The sequence below is a fragment of the Saccharopolyspora soli genome (assembly GCF_022678645.1).
In the GTDB taxonomy this organism is placed as follows: domain Bacteria; phylum Actinomycetota; class Actinomycetes; order Mycobacteriales; family Pseudonocardiaceae; genus Saccharopolyspora; species Saccharopolyspora soli.
This window is the reverse complement of the sequence record NZ_JALBWV010000012.1, coordinates 118,533-138,810: the sequence shown is the minus strand read 5'-3', so window position 1 is coordinate 138,810 and position 20,278 is coordinate 118,533. Positions and strand designations below refer to the sequence as shown.

Genomic DNA, 20,278 nt, shown 5'->3' with positions numbered 1-20,278 from the left:
GGCACTTACTCCCGCTCCTGCGCGGCCTGTTTCATGCTGCGCGCATCCATGCCGCTCAGCGAGTCCTCGCCGACCTCCGCGTTGTGCGCGTGGGCGAAGTGGTGCAGGCCGAAGGCCGAATCCATCCCGCTGTGCAGGCCCATCAGGTCCTCGGCCTGGTTTATCGCCTTCTTCGCCAGCGCCAACCCGAATCCGGGCATCTCGGCGATCTCGTCGGCCAGCGTCATCGTGGTGTCCGCGAGTTCATCGCGCGGCACCACCCGGTTGACCATGCCGACCTCGTAGGCCCGCTGCGCGCTCATCCGCTTGCCGGTGAACAGGAATTCCTTCGCGATGCGCGGCCCGAGCATCCAGGGGTGCGCGAAGTACTCGACGCCGGGAATGCCCATCCGCACCACCGGATCGGCGAAGAACGCGTCTTCGCTGGCCACGATCAGATCGCACACCCAGGCCAGCATCAGCCCACCGGCCACGCACGCGCCCTGCACCGAGGCGATCGCGGGTTTCGGCATCTCCCGCCACCGGCGGCACATGCCCAGGTAGACCTCCTGCTCGCGGGCGAACCGCGACTCGCCGCCGCGGTGGCGGGTGTGGTCCCACCACAGCCCGGCCCGGCGCGGGAAGCTGACGTCGACGTCGCGTTCGGGGGAGCCGATGTCGTGCCCGGCGGAGAAGTGCTTCCCGGCACCTGCCAGCACGATCACCTTGACCTCGTCGTCCTCGCACGCCCGGTAGAAGGCGTCGTCCAGCGCGTAGGTCATCGCGGAGTTCTGCGCGTTGCGGTAGTCGGGCCGGTTCATCGTCACCACGGCGACCTGCTTCCGGCGCTCGTAGTGCACGCCCGCGTGCTCTGCTGCCATCGAGAGCTCCTAGCTCGGCGTTGCGGTTGCGGCACGTCGAGGTTAGCCGAACAAGCAAGTGCTTGGTAGAGTTCGCAACTGGCGGACGGGGCGGGCGCGTCGCACGACTTGCTCGTGAGTGCACAACCGGGCTCCAGCCCGGCCACGCACTCACGACCGGCGGAGCGCGTGGTGTCTGCGCGAAATCGCCGCTCCGCTCGGCGAAGCGAGCCGCGCAACTGGCTCCGCAGGTGTCAAGGACTCCGAGCAGCTGGGAGGGTGCGTGGATCTCACCGACAGCGCAGCCGAGGCGGAATTCCGCCGCGAGGTGCGGGAATGGCTCGGCGACCACCTCACCGGCGAGTTCGCCGCAGCGCGCGGGTTGGGCGGGCCGGGCCGAGAGCACGAGGGCTTCGCCGAGCGGTTGGCGTGGGACCGGCTGTTGGCCGAGCACGGCTGGACCTGCCTCGGGTGGCCGCGCGAGCACGGCGGTCGGGGAGCCACCGTGCAGCAGCAGGTGATCTTCCACGAGGAGTACGCCCGCGCCGAGGCTCCGGTGCGGGTCGGCCACATCGGCGAGGAACTGCTCGGTCCGACGCTGATCGCCTTCGGCAGCCCGGTGCAGCAGCAGCGGTTCCTGCCGGAGATCGTCGCGGTGCGGGAATTGTGGTGCCAGGGCTACTCCGAGCCGGGCGCCGGATCGGACCTGGCGAACGTGTCCACCACTGCCGAGCTGCACGGCGACGAGTGGGTGCTCAACGGCCAGAAGGTGTGGACGTCGTTGGCGCACGTCGCGGACTGGTGCTTCGTGCTGGCACGCACCGATGCTCGGCGGCAACGCCACCACGGCCTGTCGTACCTGCTGGTGCCGATGGACCAGCCGGGCGTGCAGGTGCGGCCGATCCTGCAACTGACCGGGACTTCGGAGTTCAACGAGGTGTTCTTCGACGACGCCCGCACCGAGGCGGCCAATGTCGTCGGCGAGATCGGTGCCGGTTGGCGGGTCGCGATGGGCACGCTCGGGTTCGAACGCGGTATTGGCACGGTCGACCAGCAGGTCATGTTCCGCCGGGAACTCACCGCCATTACCGAACTGGCCCGCGCCAACGGGGCCGTCGACGATCCGCTGCTGCGGGACCGCATCGCGCAGGCGTGGATCGGGTTGGAGGCGCTGCGCTGCACGGTGCTGCGGACGTTGGGTGCGGACGGTCCGCCCGGCGCGGAGTCGTCGGTGGTCAAGCTGATGTGGTCGACGTTCCACCGCGGGCTCGGTGAGTTGGCGATGGAGGTGGCCGGGGCGGGTGGGCTGCTCGCCAGAGGCGCGCCGTACGACCTCGACGCCTGGCAGCGGCTGTTCCTGTTCAGCCGCGCCGACACGATTTACGGCGGCTCCAACGAGATCCAGCGCAACATCGTCGCCGAGCGCGTGCTCGGCCTGCCCAGGGAGGCCAGGCCATGACAACACCTCCGCCCGCTCACGGGTTGCTAGCTGGCAAGACGGCGGTGGTGACTGCGGCGGCGGGCACCGGGATCGGCTCGGCGGTGGCCCGCCGGATGCTGGAGGAAGGTGCGCAGGTGCTGATCAGCGACCGGCACGAGCGGCGGCTGGCAGCCACCTGCGACGCGCTCGCCGACCTGCCCGGCGCCAAGATCGCGGCGGTGTCCTGCGACGTGACCGACGAAGCGCAGGTGCAGCGGATGTTCGACACCGCGACCAGCACCTTCGGCCAGATCGACGTGGTGGTGAACAACGCCGGGCTGGGTGGTACGGCGTCGATCCTGGACATGACCGACGAGCAGTGGCACCAGGTCCTGGACGTCACCCTGAACGGCACGTTCCGGTGCACCCGAGCGGCGGTCCGGCTCTTCCGCGCGCAGGGCAATGCCGGTGTGGTCGTCAACAACGCCTCGGTGGTCGGCTGGCGCGCGCAAGCCGGGCAGGCGCACTACGCGGCGGCGAAGGCCGGGGTGATGGCGCTGACCAGGTGCGCGGCGCTGGACGCGGCGCCGCTGGGCGTGCGGATCAACGCCGTCGCGCCGAGCCTGGTGATGCACGAGAACCTGGCGAAGGTGACTTCCGACGAACTGCTCGCGGAACTCACCGAGCGGGAGGCGTTCGGCCGCTCCGCGCAGCCCTGGGAGGTCGCCAACGTGATCGTCTTCCTAGCCAGCGACTACTCGACGTACCTCACCGGCGAGGTCATCTCGGTCAGCAACCAGCACCCGTGACGCACCCGCTCGTGAGTGGCAATGGTCGCTCTAACAGCCATTGCCACTCACGACCCACCTACTGGGGCCGGGGTGCTCCCGCTCTGAGAGGATGGTTTCGTGGTTTCGACCAAGCGCTTGTCCGCCCGCCCCGCGCGGGAATCCGGCTCCGAACGGCGTGCCGAACTGCTGGCCATCGCTGGGGAATTGTTCGCCAGCCGCGGTTTCCTCGCGACGACCGTGCGGGACATCGCCGATGCCGCGGGCATCCTCTCCGGCAGCCTGTACCACCACTTCGACTCGAAGGAGTCGATGGTCGACGAGATCCTCCGCGACTTCCTCGACACCCAGCGCCGGACCAACGAGCGGGTGCTGCGCGAGGCGAGCGACCCGCGCGCCGCGATCATCGAACTCATCCGGCAGTCCTTCGCCGCGATGCAGCACCACCAGGCGGCGATCGCGATCTTCCAGAACGAGTCGAAGTACCTGGCGCAGTTCGAGCGGTTCGGCTACCTGCGGCAGGCGGCCAACGAGTTCGAGCGGACCTGGACCAGGGTGTTGCAGGACGGTCAGCGCTCCGGCGCCTTCCGCGCGGACCTCAACGTCAAGCTGGCCTACCGCTTCATCCGCGACATGGTGTGGACGACCGTGCACTGGTACAACCCGCGCGGAAAGCTCACGAGCAACGTCATCGCGGATCAGTACATCAAGATCCTGTGCGATGGGATAGTGGTCCCGTAGCGGTGGTGGCGAGCACGCGCACCGCGTCGGTGACGATGCGGTCGATGAGTTCTTCGCAGCTCGGCAACTCGTCGATGACTCCGACGGCCTGACCGGCGGGCAACACCCCGGCATCGGGACGGCCGTCCACCAGCGCGGACTTGATCAGCATCGGCGTGTTGGCGGCCAACAGCACGCGAGGCAACGGAAGGTTGTGCGCCCGCCGCATCGCGAGGCCGTCGCTGATGAGCTGCCGCCAGCTCACACCGGTCAGCGCTTTGAACGCGACCGCCTGCCGCAGCGCGTCCGGCAACCTGCGCAGCAGGCCGCGGGATTCGGCGGCGTCGGTCAGGTCGGTGCGCAGCATCCGGTGCGGCAATCCGTCGATCCGGGACGTCACCACGGTGTCCGACACCGAAGAGTCCAAATAGGACTGCTTCACCTCGCGCGGCACCCGGCTGTCGGAGGTCAGCAGGAACCGCGTGCCCATCGCGACCCCGGCCGCGCCGTAGCACAGCGCAGCGGCCAAGCCACGGCCGTCGAAGAAACCACCGGCCGCGATCACCGGGATGTCCACCGCGTCCACCACCTGCGGCAACAACAGCGTCGTCGCGACCGATCCGGTGTGGCCGCCACCCTCACCGCCTTGCACCAGGACCGCGTCCGCGCCCCAACTGGCCACCTTCTCGGCGTGCCGCCGCGCGCCGATCGAGGGGATGACCACGATTCCGGCGTCCTTGAGCTTGCCGACCAACCGCTCGCTGGGGGCCAGCGCGAAGGATGCGACCCGCACCTGCTCGCGGATGAGCAGATCGACGCGTTCCTCCGCGTCGGCGGCGTCGGCACGCAGGTTGACGCCGAACGGGTTCGAGGTGCGGTCCTTGACCTCGTGCACCGCATCGGCCAGTTGCGGCAGCGTCATCGTCGCCGAGGCGAGGATGCCCAGCCCGCCCGCCTCGGCGGTGGCCGACACCAGGCTGGGCCCGGCCACCCAGCCCATCCCGGTCTGCACCACCGGGTGCCGAACCCCGGTCAGCTCGTACAGCTGAGTGCGCAGCAGTTGCGAGATCATCCCGGAACCTCCTGGTCGCGCAGGTTCTTCGGGTCGATCCGGTGCCGGATCAGCGCCAACTCCTCGTCGGTGGGCAGCCGGGTTTCGGTCACCGAGTCCACCGCGAGCTCGAACCCGGTCCGTTCCTGGACCTCCGCGACGCTGACGCCCGGATGCACCGAGCGCAACCGCATCGTGCGGTCCGGACCGGTGAAGTCCAGCACCGCCAGGTCGGTCACCACCACCCGCACGTCGTGGAACCGCGCGCCGACCTGCCGCGCCCGGTCGTGGCCGATCCCGGCGACCAGGTCGACGGATGCCACGAAGACCTTGGCGCTGTGCCGGGCGACCCAGTAGTTCGTGGTGTGGTTGACCGTGTTGCCCGGCGCACCGCGAACACCGATCAGCTGGACCTTCGGCTTGTCCCAGGGCCCGATGCGGGAGATGTTCTGGTTGCCGTAGCGGTCCACCTGCGAGGCACCCATCATGACCCGGCGCCGCCCGCCAGCGAGCAGGTCGAGGACCCGGCCGTAGGGCAGCCAGCCCTCCACGGTGCCCGCCGCCTCAGCGCCCAACGCGGTCGGCTCGGCCAGCAGCATCGCCTCGCCGTCGGTGAGCAGTAGCTCGGGCGCGGTGGTCAGCCGGGCCAGCCGGGCGCCTATCGACGGGATCACCCCGAACGGCGAGGCCAGCACCGCACCGGCATCGCGCCAGGTGTCGGCGCAGGCGACGGCGCAGACTTCGGCTCTGCTGATCGTCACGCCGGAACCTCCTCGCGGGCGTGGAAGGCCGCCACCGCGGCTTGGTAGCTCTGCTCGTCACCGTCGAGGAATTCGGCGCGGAACTTCGCCCACTGCTCGGGCTTCGCGCTGTCGGCATACCGGCGCTGGAACGCCTCGTCGCGTTCGTAATCCGGCGCGCAGCTGGTGAAGTGTGCCCCGTTGGGCGTCTCGACCACGCCGTGCGAGTGAATCCGGTTGATCAGCAACGACTGCGGCGGGCCGCCTGCCAACAACTCCTCGGTCGGGACGATCTCCTCGCAGCTGAGGAAACTGCGCCGGGCCGCCGCGCACATCAGATCGTCGAAATACGGGTCCGGGCCGAGGTATTGCGCGTTGCCGAAGCGGTCCGCGCGGTTCAGGTGCACCAGGGCCGCGTCGAGCCGCAAGGCGGGCATCGCCACCAGTTCCTCGCCGTCGGGGTAGGGCGACGTCACCGTGCGCAGGTCGGGGTTGAGCGCCAGGACGTCCGAACCCAGGCCAGCGCGGGTCGGCAGGAAGGGCAGCCGGGCAGCGGCGGCGCGCAACCCCGCCAGCACCATGCCCTCGTCGTACTCCGCCACCTCCAGTTCGCCGCGTTGGCGGGCGGCCCGGAAGTGCGCGTCGAGCGCGATGGAGTCCAGCGACACGAAACCGTAGACGACCTTGCGGACTTTGCCCGCTGCGCAGAGCAATCCGACGTCCGGCCCGCCGTAGGAGACCAGGGTCAGATCCCGCAGCGGGGACCGCAGGATCGCGCGGACCAGCGCCATCGGCTTGCGGCGCGAACCCCAGCCGCCGATGCCGATCGTCATGCCGTCGGCGAGGCGGGATACCACGTCTTCGGTGGTCAGCACCTTGTCCTGCACTAATCCCCCTCCGCTTGTCCGTTGTGGACGAACTCGGCGCGAGCCCGGTCGGACACCCCGGTGAGGTTGAGCTCGAAGGTGAAGCCCTGCTCGAAGCGGTAGCTGCGGTTGACGTCGATCGGATCGATGCCGTTGAGCGATTCCTTGGCCTTGCGCACCACCAGCGGGTCCTTGGCGGCGATCTCCTCGGCCAGCCGCGAAGCCGCGTCGGCCAACTCCTCGCGGGGCACCACCTGCCAGACCGAACCGAAGTGCAGGAGTTGTTGCGCGGTGACGGTCCGCCCGGTGTAGAACATCGCGCGCATGGTGTGCTGCGGCACCAACCGGGAGAGGTGGGTGGCCGCGCCGAGCGCGCCGCGATCCACCTCGGGCAGCCCGAACGTGGCGTCCTCGGCTGCGATGATGATGTCGGAGTTGCCCACCAGTCCGATCCCACCGCCCAAGCAGAACCCGTGCACCGCGCTGATCACCGGCACCGGGCACTCGTAAACGGCTTTGAACGCGTCGTAACAACCCTGGTTGACCGCGACGAGCTTGGCATGTCCGCTGTCGGCGGCGAGTTCCTTGATGTCCACGCCCGCGTTGAAGCCCCGGCCCGCGGCTTGCAGGACCACCGCGCGGGTTTCCGGATCGGCGCCGCTGGTGCGCAGTGCCGCGGCGAGGTCTTGCCAGCCCCGCACCGGGAGTGCGTTCACCGGTGGATGATCGACGGTGAGGACCACGACGCCGCCAGCGCGGCGTTCGATGTGCGTGCCCATGAACACCTGCCAAACCTAGCACTTGTTTGGTCGGGTTGTTACGGTAGCAACACCGCAGGACGTGCCGCCAGCACCGACGGGAGGCCGGATGGCCATCGAGATCGACCTGTCCGGCCGAGTCGTGCTGGTGACCGGCGGCACCCGCGGCATCGGAGCCGGTATCGGCGAGACCTTCCTGCGAGCCGGTGCCGAGGTCTACGCCTGCGCGCGCGAGCCGGTCGACCGGCTCCCGTCGCACGGTGCGAGGTCGGCCGAGTTCCGGCAGGCTGATGTGCGCGATGCCGAGCAGGTCGCGGGGCTGATCGCGGAGATCACGCGTCGTTCGGGGCGGCTCGACGTGGTGGTCAACAATGCTGGTGGGACACCGGTGGCCGACACCGCGAGAGCCTCGATCCGACTGCACCGCAAGGTAGTCGAGCTGAACCTGATCGCCCCGCTGCTCGTCGCGCAGCACGCCCGACCGGTGCTGGCCGACCACGGCGGCTCGATCATCATGATCAGCAGCGTCTCCGGCAGCCGCCCGTCGCCGGGCACCGCCGCCTACGGGGCGGCCAAGGCCGGGTTGGACAACCTCACCGGCACGCTCGCGCAGGAATTCGCGCCGCGGGTCCGGGTGAACGCGGTCGTGGTCGGCCTGGTCCGCTCGGCAGGCCAGGCAGAGCACTACGGCGACGAACCGGCCGCGATCAGCGGCATCGTGCCGATGGGACGGCTCGCCGAACCTGCTGATGTGGGCAACGCGTGCGTCTTCCTGGCGTCCCCGATGGCCGCGCACATCACCGGCTCGACGGTGACGGTGGACGGCGGCGGCGAGCGGTCCGCCTACCTCACCGCACGGCGGACCATCTGATGTGGACAGGAGGAGACCGGTGATCTGCGCGGGCAGAGTCGTGATCGTGACGGGTGCCGGACGCGGCCTGGGGCGGGCGCACGCGCTGGAATTCGCCAGGCAGGGCGCGAAGGTCGTGGTCAACGACATCGGCGTGGGCCTGGACGGCAGCGGCGGCGACGACCAGCCAGCCCAGCAAGTGGCGGCGGAGATCGAGGCGCTGGGCGGCGAAGCCGCGGTGCACGGAGCCGATGTCGCGGATTGGGAGCAGGCGCGCGAACTGGTGGCTTTCGCGGTGGACCGCTTCGGCGGCCTCGACGTGCTGGTGAACAACGCGGGCGTGGTCCGCGACCGGATGTTCGTCAACGTCACCGAGGCTGAGTGGGACCAGGTGATCCGGGTGCACCTCAAGGGGCACGCCGCGACCCTGCGCCATGCGGCGCAATACTGGCGGGACCAGGCGAAAGCCGGTGCGCCGGTGCAGCCCCGTGTGGTGAACACGACCTCTGGTGCCGGGCTGCTCGGCAGCATCGGGCAGACCAACTACGCCGCCGCGAAGGCCGGAATCGTCGCGCTGACCGTCAACACCGCCGCCGAACTCGCGCGTTACGGCGTCACGGTGAACGCGATCGCACCGTCGGCGCGGACCCGGATGACCGAGGACGTCTTCGTCGACCTGATGGCCGAGCCCGCTGACGGATTCGACGGGATGGCGGCGGAGAACGTCTCGCCGCTGGTGGTTTGGCTGGGCAGCGAGGCATCAGCTGACGTCACCGGGCGGGTTTTCGAAGTGCGGGGCGGAGCGGTGACCGTGGCGACCGGATGGCAACGAGGGCCGTCCCGCGATGCGGGTCGGCGGTGGGAACCGGCCGAGATCGGACCGGTAGTGCGCGAACTGCTCGCCCAGGCACCAGCCCCGGAGCCGGTGTACGGGTCGTGATCGCCGAGACCCCGCTCGACGTCCTCAGTGGACGGATCGGTTTGGTCAGCACACCATTTCGACGGGCGTGATAATTCTCTTTTAAGAAGCTGCGAATCCGCGCGGGCTCCGGGGGAGTGCCGGGTTACGCTGCGTCGGAGCGGTGTGCTGCCAACGGGAGGTCGACGGTGAACGACGGTGCGGCGGATGCGCGACACGCCTGGATCGAGCCGGGGGTGTTCGAGGTGGCTCCGGGCGTGCACCGGATTCCGCTGCCACTGCCCAACGACGGGCTGCGGGCAGTCAACGTCTACGCCATCGAGGACGCCGACGGCTTGGTGCTCATCGACTCCGGCTGGGCGCTGGACGAGGCCCGCGACCAGCTCGAATCCGGTTTGGGCCAGCTCGGGCGCGGCTTCGAGGACGTCCAGCGCTTCCTGGTCACCCACGCCCACCGCGACCACTACACGCTCGCGGTGACGCTGCGCCGGACGTTCGGCTCCCGGATCAGCCTCGGCGCGGACGAACAGCCATCGGTGGAAGCGATTCTGGCCAATCGGCAGGAGGCCGAGGCGCTGCGGCTGCAACGTTGGGGCGCGGCGGAACTGCTGGCGAAGTTGGCCGAGGCGTACGGCGGGCAGGCGCCGAAGTCCCGCAGCCCGTACGAGCTCCCGGACGAATGGCTGGAAGGCAAGGTCGAGATCCCGCTGGCGAGTCGCACCCTGCTCGCCGTGCCGACGCCGGGGCACACGCGCGGGCACCTGGTGTTCCTGGATTCCGCGTCCGCTCTGCTGTTCTCCGGCGACCACATCCTGCCGCACATCACGCCATCCATCGGCGTCGAACCGGAGCGGGCCGAACTCCCGCTGCGCGACTACCTGGATTCGCTGCGGCTGATGCAGTCCTACCCGGACATGCGACTGCTACCAGCCCACGGCCCGGTCGCCGACAGTTCGCACACCCGCATCGCGGAACTCCTGCGGCACCACGAGCAACGCCTGGACCAAACCGCCGAGGCGGTCCGCGACGGCGCGGGCACCGCGTACGAGGCGGCGCTGAAACTCGGCTGGACCCGCCGCAACCGCAAGCTGCTCGACCTCGACCTGTTCAACCAAGTCCTAGCGGTCGGCGAAACCAACGCGCACCTGGACGTCCTCGTCACCCGAGGAATCCTGACCTCGTCCCTGGTGGACGGAGTCCTCAGCTACACCACCCCACCCGAGTGATCTTCCGAAGGTGAGGGGCACCCTTCACCAAGTTACTTGGTAAAGGGTGCCCCTCACCCAACACCCAAACGGGTCACGCGAGTAGCAGGCGGACCGTGAGTTCCAGGCGGTTGGAGACGTCGGAGGCCGATGCTCGGCGGGTCACCCAGGCGACCAGGTTGGACAGCCACACGTCGGTGATCACCCGGGCGATCGCCTTCTCCTCATCGGTCGGCTCGCCGTCGGTCATCGCGTTGGTGAAGAACCGCTCGGCCAATGCCGCGACCGTGTCGACCTCGGCGGCCGCGGACGTGTCGGCGAACATGAAGGCGCGGGTCATCGCCTCGGTCAGCTGCGGGTTGCGCTGCAACGAGCGGGTGGTGCGGCTGAGCACGAACATGACCCGTTCGTAAGGCGTTTCACCCGTCACCTTGGTGCGGTCCATCTTGTCCAGCGCCCGCTCGAACTCCCTGGCCAGGCCGGTCACCAGCAGGTGGACCTTGGACGGGAAGTACCGGTAGAGCGTGCCCAGCGCGACATCGGCCTTCTCCGCCACGGTTCGCATCTGGACCGCGTCGTAGCCGCCCTTGGTGGCCAGCGCGATGGTCGCGTCGATGATGCGCTTGCGGCGTTCGTGCTGGGCGGTGGAACCAGCCTCGTCGTCCCGGAGCGCCTGGAGGACATTGCGCGACGTGCTTTCCATGCAGCGTGGTCCCCTCGAAGACTCGTTGGTCGAAAACGCGTGTTCGTCGCCACGCGGCTCATCGCCGCACCACCCTCACGGGTTAAGGTGATCGACGTGGTTCGATCGAAACATGTTCCAGTCTACCCAGCCCGCCGACCGCGGGCGGTGTGAGGTGAGTCGTGCGGATCGCGTTGCTGTCCTACCGGAGCAAGCCGCACTGCGGCGGGCAAGGCGTCTACGTCCGACACCTCAGCCGCGGACTGGCCGAGCTGGGTCACCACGTCGAGGTGTTCTCCGGGCAGCCGTACCCGGAGCTGGATCCCGGCGTGGACCTGACCGCGGTGGACAGCCTCGACCTCTACGACGAGGCCGACCCGTTCCGCACGCCGAACTGGCGGGAACTGCGTGACGCCGTCGACCTGCTGGAGGTCGCCACGATGTGGTCCGCTGGCTTCCCGGAGCCGCTGACCTTCAGCCTGCGCGCCGCCAAGCTGCTGCGCGCGCGGTCCCACGAGTTCGACGTGGTGCACGACAACCAGAGCCTCGGATACGGTCTGCTTTCCCTGCAACGGGCCGGAATTCCGCTGGTGGCGACGGTGCACCACCCCATCACCCACGATCGCCGGGTCGAGTTGGCCGGGGCCACCGGCTGGCGGCGGATCGGGGTGCGCCGCTGGTACGGGTTCACCCGCATGCAGGCCCGGGTGGCTCGCCGGATCCCGCGGCTGCTGACCGTTTCGGAGTCCTCGGCCGCCGACATCGGGCAGGATTTCGGCGTTGCCCCCGGCCAGTTGCGGGTGGTGCCGCTGGGCGTGGACGCCGAGGTGTTCAAGCCGCCGACCGCGCCGCGGGTGCCGGGCCGCATCGTGGCGATGGCCAGCGCGGACACCCCGATGAAGGGCATCGGCACGCTGCTGGAGGCGGTCGCGAAGCTGCGCACCGAACGCACCGTGGAACTGGTGCTGGTCGCCCGGCCGACCCCCGGCGGGCCGACCGAGCAGCGCATCGAGGAGCTGACCATCGGCGACGTGGTGCGCACCGTCAACGGGCTCAGCGACGCCGCGCTCGCCGAGTTGCTCGGCTCCGCCGAGGTGGCCTGCGTGCCGTCGCTGTACGAAGGGTTCTCGCTGCCGACCGTCGAGGCGATGGCCTGCGCGACGCCGCTGGTGGCCAGCCGCGCCGGAGCCATCCCGGAGGTCGCCGGGCGCGACGGCGAATGCGCCGACCTGGCGCCGCCCGGCGACGCCGAAGCGCTGGCCAAGGCGCTGACCAGACTGCTCGACTCGGCCGACCGGCGGCAGCGGCTCGGCGCGGCGGGTCGAGCTCGGGTCTTGGCGAAGTACAGCTGGAAATCGGTGGCAGCGGCGACGGTCGACTGCTACGCCGAAGCGATCGCGCGCGGGCCGCGCGCCGGGAAGGGAGCAGCGCGTTGCTGACGGTGGACTTCGAAAAGCTCGGCGTGCGGCCGGGCCAGCGGGTGCTGGACCTGGGCTGCGGCGCGGGGCGGCACGCCTTCGAGCTCTATCGGCGCGGAGCGGACGTGATCGCCTTCGACCAGGACGTCGCGGAGTTGGCGAACGTGGCGGCGATGTTCGCCGCGATGAAGGCCGAGAACCAGGTGCCGGATGGTGCCAGCGCGCAGACCGTCTCCGGTGACGCGCTCGCGCTGCCGTTCCCGGACGGGCACTTCGACTGCGTGATCGCCTCGGAGATCCTGGAGCACGTCCCCGAGGACGAGAAGGCGATGCGCGAGCTGGTGCGCGTGGTCAAGCCCGGTGGCCGGGTGGTGGTCACGGTGCCGCGCTGGTGGCCGGAGAAGATCTGCTGGGCGCTGTCCGACGAGTACCACCAGGTCGAGGGCGGCCACGTGCGGATCTACACCGCCGACGAGCTGATCGGCAAGCTCCGCGACGCGGGCCTGCGCCCGGCGTTCCACCACTACGCGCACGCGCTGCACTCGCCGTACTGGTGGCTGAAGTGCGCGGTCGGCACGGGCAACGACGACCACCCGCTGCCCGCGCTCTACCACCGGTTCCTGGTTTGGGACCTGATGAAGCGGCCCTGGATCACCCGCACCGCGGAGCGGGTGCTGGACCCGGTGCTGGGCAAGAGCATCGTGGTCTACCTGGGCAAGCCGGGAGCGGCCCGTGCCGGGGCCTGACGTTCCGGGCGTGCTGTCCGCCGAGGCGGCCGCCCAGACCGGCAAGGCCATCGCGGCGACCCAGCTGGCATCCGGTGCGGTGCCGTGGTTTCCGGGTGGGCACGTGGACCCGTGGGACCACGTCGAGTCCGCGATGGCGATGGCCGCGACGGGGCTGCTCGCCGAGGCGGAGGGCGCCTACTCGTGGCTGCGCGACACCCAGCGCGCGGACGGATCCTGGCCGTTGCAAGTGCGCGACGGGCAGGTCGAGGACGCCGGAGCGGACACCAACTTCTGCGCGTATCCGGCCGTCGGCGTGTGGCACTACCTGCTGATCAGCGGCGATGACGGATTCGCGGAGCGGATGTGGCCGATGGTCCGCGCCGCGATCGACTTCGTGCTCACCGTGCAGCGCGAGCGCGGCGAGATCGACTGGGCGGTCGGCGCGTACGGCATCCCGGCTGGTGAGGCGTTGTTGTCGGGCTGTTCCAGCATTCACCACAGCTTGCGCTGCGCGCTGGCGTTGGCTGAGTACCTGGACCGGCCGCAGCCCGGCTGGGAGGTGGCGCTGGGCAGGCTCGGCCACGCGCTGCGTCGGCATCCCGAAGCGTTCACGCCGAAGCACCGGTATTCGATGGACTGGTACTACCCGGTGCTCGGCGGTGCCTTGCGCGGCGATGCCGGGCGGCAGCGGTTGTTCGCCCGCTGGTCGGACTTCGTGGTCGACGGGCTCGGGGTGCGCTGCGTCGACGACCACCCGTGGGTCACCGGCGCGGAAACCTGCGAACTGGCGCTGAGCCTCGACGCGGTGGGGGAGCCGGAGCGGGCGCGGGACCTGCTGGCCGCGATGCAACACCTGCGAGACCCGGACGGTTCGTACTGGACCGGTCTGGTCTACGCCGACGGCAAGCGCTGGCCGGAGGAACGCACCACCTGGACCGGAGCCGCGGTCGTCCTGGCAGCGGACGCGCTGTCCCGGACCACACCGGGCAACGGCATCTTCCGAGGTGACCGGCTCCCAACTGGCTTACCAGCGGAGAACACGCCCTGCTGCGAACTCGAAAACGTCCCCGGCGCCTGACCCCTCCGATTGTCGTGAGCGGCTATGGCCGCTGGGGCGACCATCAGCACTCACGACCCGTGGTGGTGCTGTCGTGAGTGCGCAACCGGGCTGGAGCCCGGCTGGGCACTCACGACCGGTCAGGGCAGGGAGCCGGGTTCGCCCGCGGTGCGTTGCAGGACTCGGAGGGAGCCGACGACTCGAGTTTCGCGGAAGGCGCCCGTTTCCAGGGCTCGGCAGTAGATGCGGTAGGGGGCTTGGCCGCCGTCGGCCGGGTCGGGGAAGACGTCGTGGATCACCAGGGCACCGCCGGGGGCGACCCACGGTGCCCAGCCCCGGTAGTCGGTGGTTGCCGCGGCGTCGGTGTGGCCACCGTCGATGAACAGCAGCGACAGCGGGGTGCGCCAGAACTCCGCCACGGCCCCAGACTGGCCGACGATCGCGGTCACCTCGTCCTCCAACCCCGCTTCGGCGATGGTTCGCCGGAATTCGCCCAGGGTGTCCAGTTTCCCGACGAGCGGATCGACCAGGTTCGGATCGTGGTACTCCCAGCCCGGTTGGTGTTCCTCGGAACCGCGGTGGTGGTCGACGGTGACGATCCGGCCACCGGTTTGGCGCGCCGCTGCGCCGAGGTAGATGGCGGACTTGCCGCAATAGGTCCCGATCTCCACCGCGAGCCCGGTGCCGAGGTGTTCCAGCGCGGCCTCGTAGAGCGCCTGCCCCTCGTCGGCGGGCATGAACCCGGTGGCCCGTTCGGCGAGCTCGCGCAGCTCAGCGGGGATCGGGGGGTGCTGCTCGCGGTCGGTGGCCGATCCCTGCGTCACGTGCGTCCTTCCGTCGATCCGGGCTGCTGACGCCGGAAATCCTACCTGCTGAACACGGCAGTTCCGGTAGAACCTGTTGCTATTCGCTGCCCTGAGCCGGACTCTTCGGGCCGTTGTGTCCCGCGCGCAGCTGCTTGCGCCGGGGCGAAGCTACCGGTACTACTAGAACAAGTTTCACTACATGGTGATGTGTGAGGCGGGGCTGATGGAGTTCGCGTTCGAGGAAACACAGCAGGCGGTGCAAGATCTGGCCGTCGAGGTACTGCGGCGCGAAGCCGGTAGAGTCGCTGGAACCAGTTACGAAGAGGCGACTTGGAAGGCGCTCGGCGACGCGGGTCTCCGCGGCCTCGCAGTGCCGGAACGGCTCGGCGGAGCCGGGCTCGGCGTGCTGGAGACCTCGATCGTCCTGACCGAGATCGGGCGCGCCGCCGCGAACGTACCGGCACTGAGCACGCTGGCCTTCGGCGTCCTGCCGATCGCACGGCACGGCACGACGGCACAGCAAGACGGATTGCTCGGCGACAAGCCGCTGACAGCTGCGCTGAACGAGCCATCGGCACCGTTTCCGAACTCGCCGCGCACCACTGCGATCGGCGACGAGCCAAGGGTTTCCGGCACGAAAACCGGAGTGCTGCACGCTGATCTCGCCCATCGGATCCTGGTGTCGGTCAGCACGCCGATCGGGGCCGGGGTCGTTCTGGTCGATCCCGGCGACGATGGCGTGACGCTGCGCAAGGTTCCGTCGTCGTCCGGCATCGAGTGGGCCGTCCGCCTCGACAACGCTCGCGGTGAGTTCCTCGGCGCCAAACCGGATCAGATCGTGCTCGACGACCTGCACGCGTGCGCGCTCGCGGGCATCTGCGCGATGGGCGATGGCGCGGTGGCCGGGGCACTCGACCTGACCGCCGAGCACGTGCGCACCCGGCACCAGTTCGGCAAGCCGCTGGCGGCTTTCCAGGCCGTGTCGCAGCAGATCGCCGACGTCTACATCGCGGCCCGCACGCTGCACCTGGCCGCCCAATCCGCGTGCTGGCGGCTCGGTTCCGGGCTCGACGCGGTCGAAGATCTCGACGTCGCCACGTGGTGGCTGGCCGAAGAGGCCCCGGCAGTGCTGCGGACCTGCCACCACCTGCACGGCGGCCTCGGCTTGGACGTCACCTATCCGCTGCACCGCTACTCGTCGCTGATCACGGACCTGGCTCGGCTGGCCGGTGGTGCGCAACACCGCCTGGACCTGCTCGCGGCGCGGGCTTGAAGAGGTGCCCATGTTCATCGAACTCACCCCCGAACAACACGCCCTGCAAGAGGAACTGCGTGCCTACTTCAGCGGTCTGGTGACGCCGGACGAACGCGAGCAGATGGCGGTCGATCGGCATTGCAAGGCGCATCGCGACGTGGTGCGAAGGATGGGCCGGGACGGCTGGCTCGGCGTGGGTTGGCCGGTCGAGTACGGCGGTCGCGGATTCGGCGACGTGGAGCAGTTGATCTTCGCCAACGAGGCCGCGCGGGCGGACGTGCCGTTGCCCGGGGTGACCCTGCAGACCGTGGGTCCGACGTTGCAGGCATACGGCACGCCCGAGCAGAAGGAGTTCTTCCTGCCCAAGATCCTGGCCGGGGAGATCCACTTCGCGATCGGCTACACCGAGCCCGACGCGGGCACCGACCTGGCCTCGCTGCGCACCAGCGCGGTGCGCGATGGCGAGTCCTACGTGGTCAACGGCCAGAAGATCTTCACCACCGGCGCGCACGACGCCGACTACATCTGGCTGGCGTGCCGGACGAATCCCCATGCTGCCAAGCACAAGGGCATCTCGATCCTGATCGTCGACACCCGTGATCCGGGGTTTTCCTGGACGCCGATCATCACCTGCGACGGCGCGCACCACGTCAACGCCAGCTACTACCAGGACGTCCGGGTCCCGGCCACCATGCTGGTGGGGGAGCAGGACAGGGGCTGGCGGCTGATCACCACGCAGCTCAACCACGAGCGCGTCATGATGGGCCCGGCCGGGCGCATCGCCGGGATGCGCGACCAGGTGCGCGAGTGGGCGCGGACGAAGACCACACCGGAGGGCACGCCGCTGCTCGAATTGCCCGACGTCCGCCGGGTGCTCGCCCGTGCGCGTGCCTGCGAACGGGTCAACGAACTGCTCAACTGGCAGGTCGCGGCGGCCACCGCGCTCGGGCCGGTGGCCATCGCGGACGCCTCGGCGACGAAGGTGTTCGCCTCGGAACGGATCCAGCACCTGGGGCGGCTGCTCGCCGAGGTCGTCGGACGGCACGGTGACACGTCCGATGTGGACACCGCGGAACTGCTGGACTGGCTCGACGTGCACTGCAAGCGCAACCTGGTGCTCACCTTCGGCGGTGGGGTCAACGAGGTGCAGCGCGAACTGATCGCCACTGCCGGACTGGACCTGCCACGGGTGCCGCGCTGAGCCGGAGGGAACATGACCAGCACAACGACCGCAGCGGATGCTGTCCTCGCCGCCGCGCGCCGCATCGAGCAGCGCGGTCCCAGCGGTCCGCGGGCCGCGCGTGATCCGGTCAACTCCCCGATGATAAACAACTGGGTCGAGGCGATCGGCGACGGAAACCCGGTCTACACCTCAGAGCCGGATGCGGCCGCGTCCGTCCATGGTGGACTGGTAGCTCCTCCGGCGATGGCGCAGGTGTGGACGATGGGGGGCCTGCACCCGCAACGCGACAACGACGATCCGTTGTACGCGATGATGGCCGTGCTGGACGATGCCGGGTTCACCTCGGTCGTGGCGACCAACTGCGAGCAGACCTACCACCGGTACCTGCGACACGGCGAGCAGCTGACTGTCTCGACTCGGCTGGACAGCGTCATCGGGCCGAAGCGGACCGGGCTCGGGGAAGGCTGGTTCGTCACCACCCGCAACACCTGGTACGTCGATGCCGAACCGGTCGCCGAGATGCTGTTCCGGGTTTTGAAGTTCCGCCCAGACGAGGTGAAAACGCCGCCACTGCAACAGCAATCGACCAGTTCGGACGTCTTGCGACCGGCGGTCAACCAGGACACCGCCTACTTCTGGGCGGGAACGGCGATCGGGGAACTGCGCATCCAGCGTTGCGGGCAGTGCGGTCTGCTGCGGCATCCACCAGGACCGATGTGCCCGGAATGCGGTGCCACCAAACGAACACACCTCGCCTCGGTGGGGCGCGGCGAGATCTACAGCTACATCGTCCACCACCATCCGCCGGTGCCGGGCAAGCAACTGCCGCTGGTCGTGGCGCTGGTCGAACTGGACGAGGGGGTGCGGATGCTCGGCGAGTTGCACGGAGTCGACCCGGAGCACGTCGAGATCGGCCAGCGCGTGGCGGTCGAGTTCCAGCGGGTCGACGACGAACTGGTGCTGCCCGGATGGAGGCTCGATGAGTGACCGTTCGTTCGCCGCGACCGATCAGGTGCGGTCGTGCCGTCGGATATCGGAGGCGTCATGACGCTGGCCCGAACCCGCTCGCTGGCCGAGGTGACCATCGGCGACGCACTGCCGGAAGAACGCATCGAGGTCACGCCGACCTTCGTGGTCAGCACCGCGATCGCCACCCGCGACTTCCAGGACGTCCACCACGATCGCGACTTGGCGGTGGCCAAGGGCTCGAAGGACATCTTCCTCAACATCCTGACCACGACCGGCCTGGTGCAGCGCTACGTCACCGACTGGACCGGACCGGAGGCGCTGGTGCGCGGCGTGGCGATCAAGCTCGGCGTGCCCTGCTACGCCTACGACGCGCTGACCCTGCACGGCCAAGTCCTGGAGCGCGACGGCGACGTGCTGGTCGTCGAAGTGCTGGGCCGCAACAGCCTCGGCACCCACGTCAGCGGCACGGTTCGGGTGGCACTGCCGGAGGTGACGCGATGAGCACGATCTCGGGCAGTGCCGCGATTGTCGGCATCGGCGCGACGGAGTTCTCCAAGGACTCCGGGCGCAGCGAACTCCAGCTCGCCGCGGAAGCCGTCCGGACGGCCCTCGCGGATGCCGACCTGGAACCGTCCGATGTGGATGGTCTGGTGACCTTCACCATGGACAACAACACCGAAACGGCCGTCGCGCGGGAACTGGGCATCCCGGAACTGAGCTTCTTCAGCCGGATCCACTACGGCGGCGGCGCGGCATGCGCCACCGTGCAGCAGGCGGCGATGGCGGTCGCGACCGGGATGGCCGAGGTCGTGGTGTGCTACCGGGCCTTCAACGAGCGGTCCGGCAGCCGGTTCGGCCAGGTGCAGTCCGCGGCCGCCAGCGCCCCGACCTCCGCCGGGTTGGACAACAGCTGGTCCTACCCGGCGGGCGTGGCCACCCCCGGCGCGCAGGTGGCCATGTTCGCCCGGCGCTACATGCACGTCTACGGCGCCAGCAGTGCCGACTTCGGCCGCGTCGCGGTGGCCGATCGCAAGCACGCGGCGACCAACCCGAACGCCTGGTTCTACCAGCGGCCGATCACGCTCGCCGACCACCAGGCTTCGCGCTGGATCACCGAACCGCTGCGGTTGCTGGACTGCTGCCAGGAAAGCGACGGCGGCGTGGCCATCGTGGTGACGAGCCCGGAGCGCGCCGCGGACCTGCCGCATCCCCCGGCGGTGGTGGCTGCGGCGGCGCAGGGCAGTGGCGCCGACCAGTTCACCATGACCAGCTACTACCGCGACGATCTGGCCGCGCTGCCGGAGATGGGTGTGGTCGCCCGGAAGCTGTGGCAGCAGGCCGGGATCGGGCCGCGTGAGATCCAGGTCGGCATCCTCTACGACCACTTTACGCCGTTCGTGTTGGTGCAGTTGGAGGAACTCGGCTTCTGCGCACGCGGCGAGGCGAAGGATTTCATCGCCGACGGCGCGATCGAACTCGGCGGCCGACTGCCGTTGAACACCCACGGCGGCCAGCTCGGCGAGGCGTACATCCACGGGATGAACGGCATCGCCGAGGCGGTCCGCCAGATCCGGGGCACGGCGATCAACCAGGTCGACGACGTCCGGCACGTCCTGGTCACCGCAGGCACCGGTGTACCGACCAGCGGCCTGGTCGTATCGGCGGTTTCCTGACACCCGGTCCGCGTGGTTGCTCCGGGGTCGTCACCTTGCGGGTGGTGTGGGCGATTTCGGGCGAAATCGGCAAGTTCCCCGCGCGACAGCAACCACTTCCACAAAACTGGCGCGGCGCCGTCCTAGCAGTCCCTGCCGCATTTGGCGCAGATCCGGCCGCCACCGCCCTGTTTCGGCACCGGTGCGTGGCCGCCCCCTTGTGGGCACTCGTCCATCACCGGGATGTCCGGGGGCCTGCGCGGTGGTGCGTTCCGGTAGCGGTAGTGCGTGAAGTTGGCGCGGATCACACCGCCGACACCCATGCTCGCTCCTGATCATCGTGCCCCCTCTGCACTCACGTCGGCTGAGAAA

At 69.5% G+C, this 20,278-nt stretch carries 22 protein-coding genes; 14 read left to right on the top strand and 8 right to left on the bottom strand.

What is annotated here, in order from left to right:
- Nucleotides 1–5: 5 nt before the first annotated feature.
- The gene (locus tag MOQ72_RS11830) at nt 6–860 is read right to left on the bottom strand and encodes an enoyl-CoA hydratase (protein ID WP_242182988.1); all 855 of its coding nucleotides are present in this window, start codon (nt 858–860) and stop codon (nt 6–8) included.
- Nucleotides 861–1,122: 262 nt separating this feature from the next.
- On the opposite strand from MOQ72_RS11830, the gene MOQ72_RS11825 reads away from it, so the two are divergent.
- From MOQ72_RS11825 to MOQ72_RS11815, 3 genes are all read left to right on the top strand, one after another.
- A complete protein-coding gene (locus tag MOQ72_RS11825; protein WP_242182986.1) occupies nt 1,123–2,298 on the top strand; it encodes an acyl-CoA dehydrogenase family protein in 1,176 nt (391 codons plus the stop codon).
- Nucleotides 2,295–3,068: an SDR family oxidoreductase gene (locus MOQ72_RS11820; RefSeq protein WP_242182984.1), complete on the top strand. Its 774-nt coding sequence runs from the start codon at nt 2,295–2,297 to the stop codon at nt 3,066–3,068. The genes MOQ72_RS11825 and MOQ72_RS11820 overlap by 4 nt, the downstream gene beginning before the upstream one ends.
- A 99-nt stretch (nt 3,069–3,167) precedes the next feature.
- Nucleotides 3,168–3,788: a TetR/AcrR family transcriptional regulator gene (locus MOQ72_RS11815; protein ID WP_242182982.1), complete on the top strand. Its 621-nt coding sequence runs from the start codon at nt 3,168–3,170 to the stop codon at nt 3,786–3,788.
- Here the strand turns inward: MOQ72_RS11815 and MOQ72_RS11810 are convergent.
- The 4 genes from MOQ72_RS11810 to MOQ72_RS11795 are packed head-to-tail and all read right to left on the bottom strand — an operon-like array spanning nt 3,754 to nt 7,203.
- Nucleotides 3,754–4,839 (bottom strand): NAD(P)H-dependent flavin oxidoreductase, encoded by a 1,086-nt coding sequence (locus tag MOQ72_RS11810; RefSeq protein WP_242182980.1) that lies wholly within the window; start codon nt 4,837–4,839, stop codon nt 3,754–3,756. The genes MOQ72_RS11815 and MOQ72_RS11810 overlap by 35 nt on opposite strands.
- Entirely contained in the window at nt 4,836–5,579 is a 744-nt protein-coding gene (locus tag MOQ72_RS11805; protein WP_242182979.1) for a CoA-transferase subunit beta, read from the bottom strand. Before MOQ72_RS11805 ends, MOQ72_RS11810 begins: the two co-directional genes overlap by 4 nt.
- Complete coding sequence (locus MOQ72_RS11800) at nt 5,576–6,445, bottom strand: CoA transferase subunit A (protein ID WP_242182977.1); 870 nt, start codon at nt 6,443–6,445, stop codon at nt 5,576–5,578. The genes MOQ72_RS11805 and MOQ72_RS11800 overlap by 4 nt, the downstream gene beginning before the upstream one ends.
- Entirely contained in the window at nt 6,445–7,203 is a 759-nt protein-coding gene (locus MOQ72_RS11795) for an enoyl-CoA hydratase family protein (RefSeq protein ID WP_242182975.1), read from the bottom strand. Before MOQ72_RS11795 ends, MOQ72_RS11800 begins: the two co-directional genes overlap by 1 nt.
- An 88-nt stretch (nt 7,204–7,291) precedes the next feature.
- On the opposite strand from MOQ72_RS11795, the gene MOQ72_RS11790 reads away from it, so the two are divergent.
- The 3 genes from MOQ72_RS11790 to MOQ72_RS11780 all read left to right on the top strand — a co-directional run bounded on the left by MOQ72_RS11790 (nt 7,292) and on the right by MOQ72_RS11780 (nt 10,177).
- Nucleotides 7,292–8,053, top strand: a complete 762-nt coding sequence (locus tag MOQ72_RS11790) for an SDR family oxidoreductase (protein WP_242182973.1) — start codon at nt 7,292–7,294, stop codon at nt 8,051–8,053.
- 46 nt (nt 8,054–8,099) lie between these two features.
- The gene (locus MOQ72_RS11785; RefSeq protein ID WP_242182971.1) at nt 8,100–8,972 is read left to right on the top strand and encodes an SDR family oxidoreductase; all 873 of its coding nucleotides are present in this window, start codon (nt 8,100–8,102) and stop codon (nt 8,970–8,972) included.
- Nucleotides 8,973–9,139: 167 nt separating this feature from the next.
- Nucleotides 9,140–10,177, top strand: a complete 1,038-nt coding sequence (locus tag MOQ72_RS11780) for an MBL fold metallo-hydrolase (RefSeq protein WP_242182968.1) — start codon at nt 9,140–9,142, stop codon at nt 10,175–10,177.
- A 73-nt stretch (nt 10,178–10,250) separates the two neighbouring features.
- Here the strand turns inward: MOQ72_RS11780 and kstR are convergent, their stop codons facing one another.
- Nucleotides 10,251–10,859 (bottom strand): cholesterol catabolism transcriptional regulator KstR, encoded by a 609-nt coding sequence (kstR, locus tag MOQ72_RS11775; protein ID WP_242182966.1) that lies wholly within the window; start codon nt 10,857–10,859, stop codon nt 10,251–10,253.
- A gap of 161 nt (nt 10,860–11,020) precedes the next feature.
- Here kstR and MOQ72_RS11770 point away from each other — a divergent pair, with 161 nt between their 5' ends.
- The 3 genes from MOQ72_RS11770 to MOQ72_RS11760 are packed head-to-tail and all read left to right on the top strand — an operon-like array spanning nt 11,021 to nt 14,062.
- Nucleotides 11,021–12,277, top strand: coding sequence for a glycosyltransferase family 4 protein (locus MOQ72_RS11770; RefSeq protein WP_242182965.1), 1,257 nt, complete (start codon nt 11,021–11,023; stop codon nt 12,275–12,277).
- A gap of 2 nt (nt 12,278–12,279) precedes the next feature.
- Nucleotides 12,280–13,002 carry a class I SAM-dependent methyltransferase gene (locus MOQ72_RS11765; RefSeq protein ID WP_242183070.1) on the top strand — a complete coding sequence of 241 codons (723 nt, stop codon included), beginning with the start codon at nt 12,280–12,282 and terminating at the stop codon, nt 13,000–13,002.
- Complete coding sequence (locus tag MOQ72_RS11760) at nt 12,989–14,062, top strand: prenyltransferase (protein ID WP_242182963.1); 1,074 nt, start codon at nt 12,989–12,991, stop codon at nt 14,060–14,062. Before MOQ72_RS11765 ends, MOQ72_RS11760 begins: the two co-directional genes overlap by 14 nt.
- Nucleotides 14,063–14,181: 119 nt before the next feature.
- Here the strand turns inward: MOQ72_RS11760 and MOQ72_RS11755 are convergent, their stop codons facing one another.
- Nucleotides 14,182–14,865: a class I SAM-dependent methyltransferase gene (locus tag MOQ72_RS11755; RefSeq protein WP_242182960.1), complete on the bottom strand. Its 684-nt coding sequence runs from the start codon at nt 14,863–14,865 to the stop codon at nt 14,182–14,184.
- Nucleotides 14,866–15,070: 205 nt separating this feature from the next.
- On the opposite strand from MOQ72_RS11755, the gene MOQ72_RS11750 reads away from it, so the two are divergent.
- From MOQ72_RS11750 to MOQ72_RS11730, 5 genes are read left to right on the top strand one after another with little or no spacing between them, the layout of a single operon-like run.
- The gene (locus tag MOQ72_RS11750) at nt 15,071–16,120 is read left to right on the top strand and encodes an acyl-CoA dehydrogenase family protein (protein WP_242182958.1); all 1,050 of its coding nucleotides are present in this window, start codon (nt 15,071–15,073) and stop codon (nt 16,118–16,120) included.
- A gap of 10 nt (nt 16,121–16,130) precedes the next feature.
- Nucleotides 16,131–17,303 carry an acyl-CoA dehydrogenase family protein gene (locus MOQ72_RS11745; RefSeq protein WP_242182956.1) on the top strand — a complete coding sequence of 391 codons (1,173 nt, stop codon included), beginning with the start codon at nt 16,131–16,133 and terminating at the stop codon, nt 17,301–17,303.
- Between the two features lie 12 nt (nt 17,304–17,315).
- Nucleotides 17,316–18,272 (top strand): bifunctional MaoC family dehydratase N-terminal/OB-fold nucleic acid binding domain-containing protein, encoded by a 957-nt coding sequence (locus tag MOQ72_RS11740; protein WP_242182954.1) that lies wholly within the window; start codon nt 17,316–17,318, stop codon nt 18,270–18,272.
- Nucleotides 18,273–18,329: 57 nt separating this feature from the next.
- Nucleotides 18,330–18,755: a MaoC family dehydratase gene (locus tag MOQ72_RS11735; protein WP_242182953.1), complete on the top strand. Its 426-nt coding sequence runs from the start codon at nt 18,330–18,332 to the stop codon at nt 18,753–18,755.
- Nucleotides 18,752–19,927, top strand: a complete 1,176-nt coding sequence (locus MOQ72_RS11730) for a lipid-transfer protein (RefSeq protein ID WP_242182951.1) — start codon at nt 18,752–18,754, stop codon at nt 19,925–19,927. The genes MOQ72_RS11735 and MOQ72_RS11730 overlap by 4 nt, the downstream gene beginning before the upstream one ends.
- A 122-nt stretch (nt 19,928–20,049) precedes the next feature.
- Here the strand turns inward: MOQ72_RS11730 and MOQ72_RS11725 are convergent, their stop codons facing one another.
- Nucleotides 20,050–20,229: a hypothetical protein gene (locus tag MOQ72_RS11725; RefSeq protein ID WP_242182949.1), complete on the bottom strand. Its 180-nt coding sequence runs from the start codon at nt 20,227–20,229 to the stop codon at nt 20,050–20,052.
- Nucleotides 20,230–20,278 lie beyond the last annotated feature (49 nt).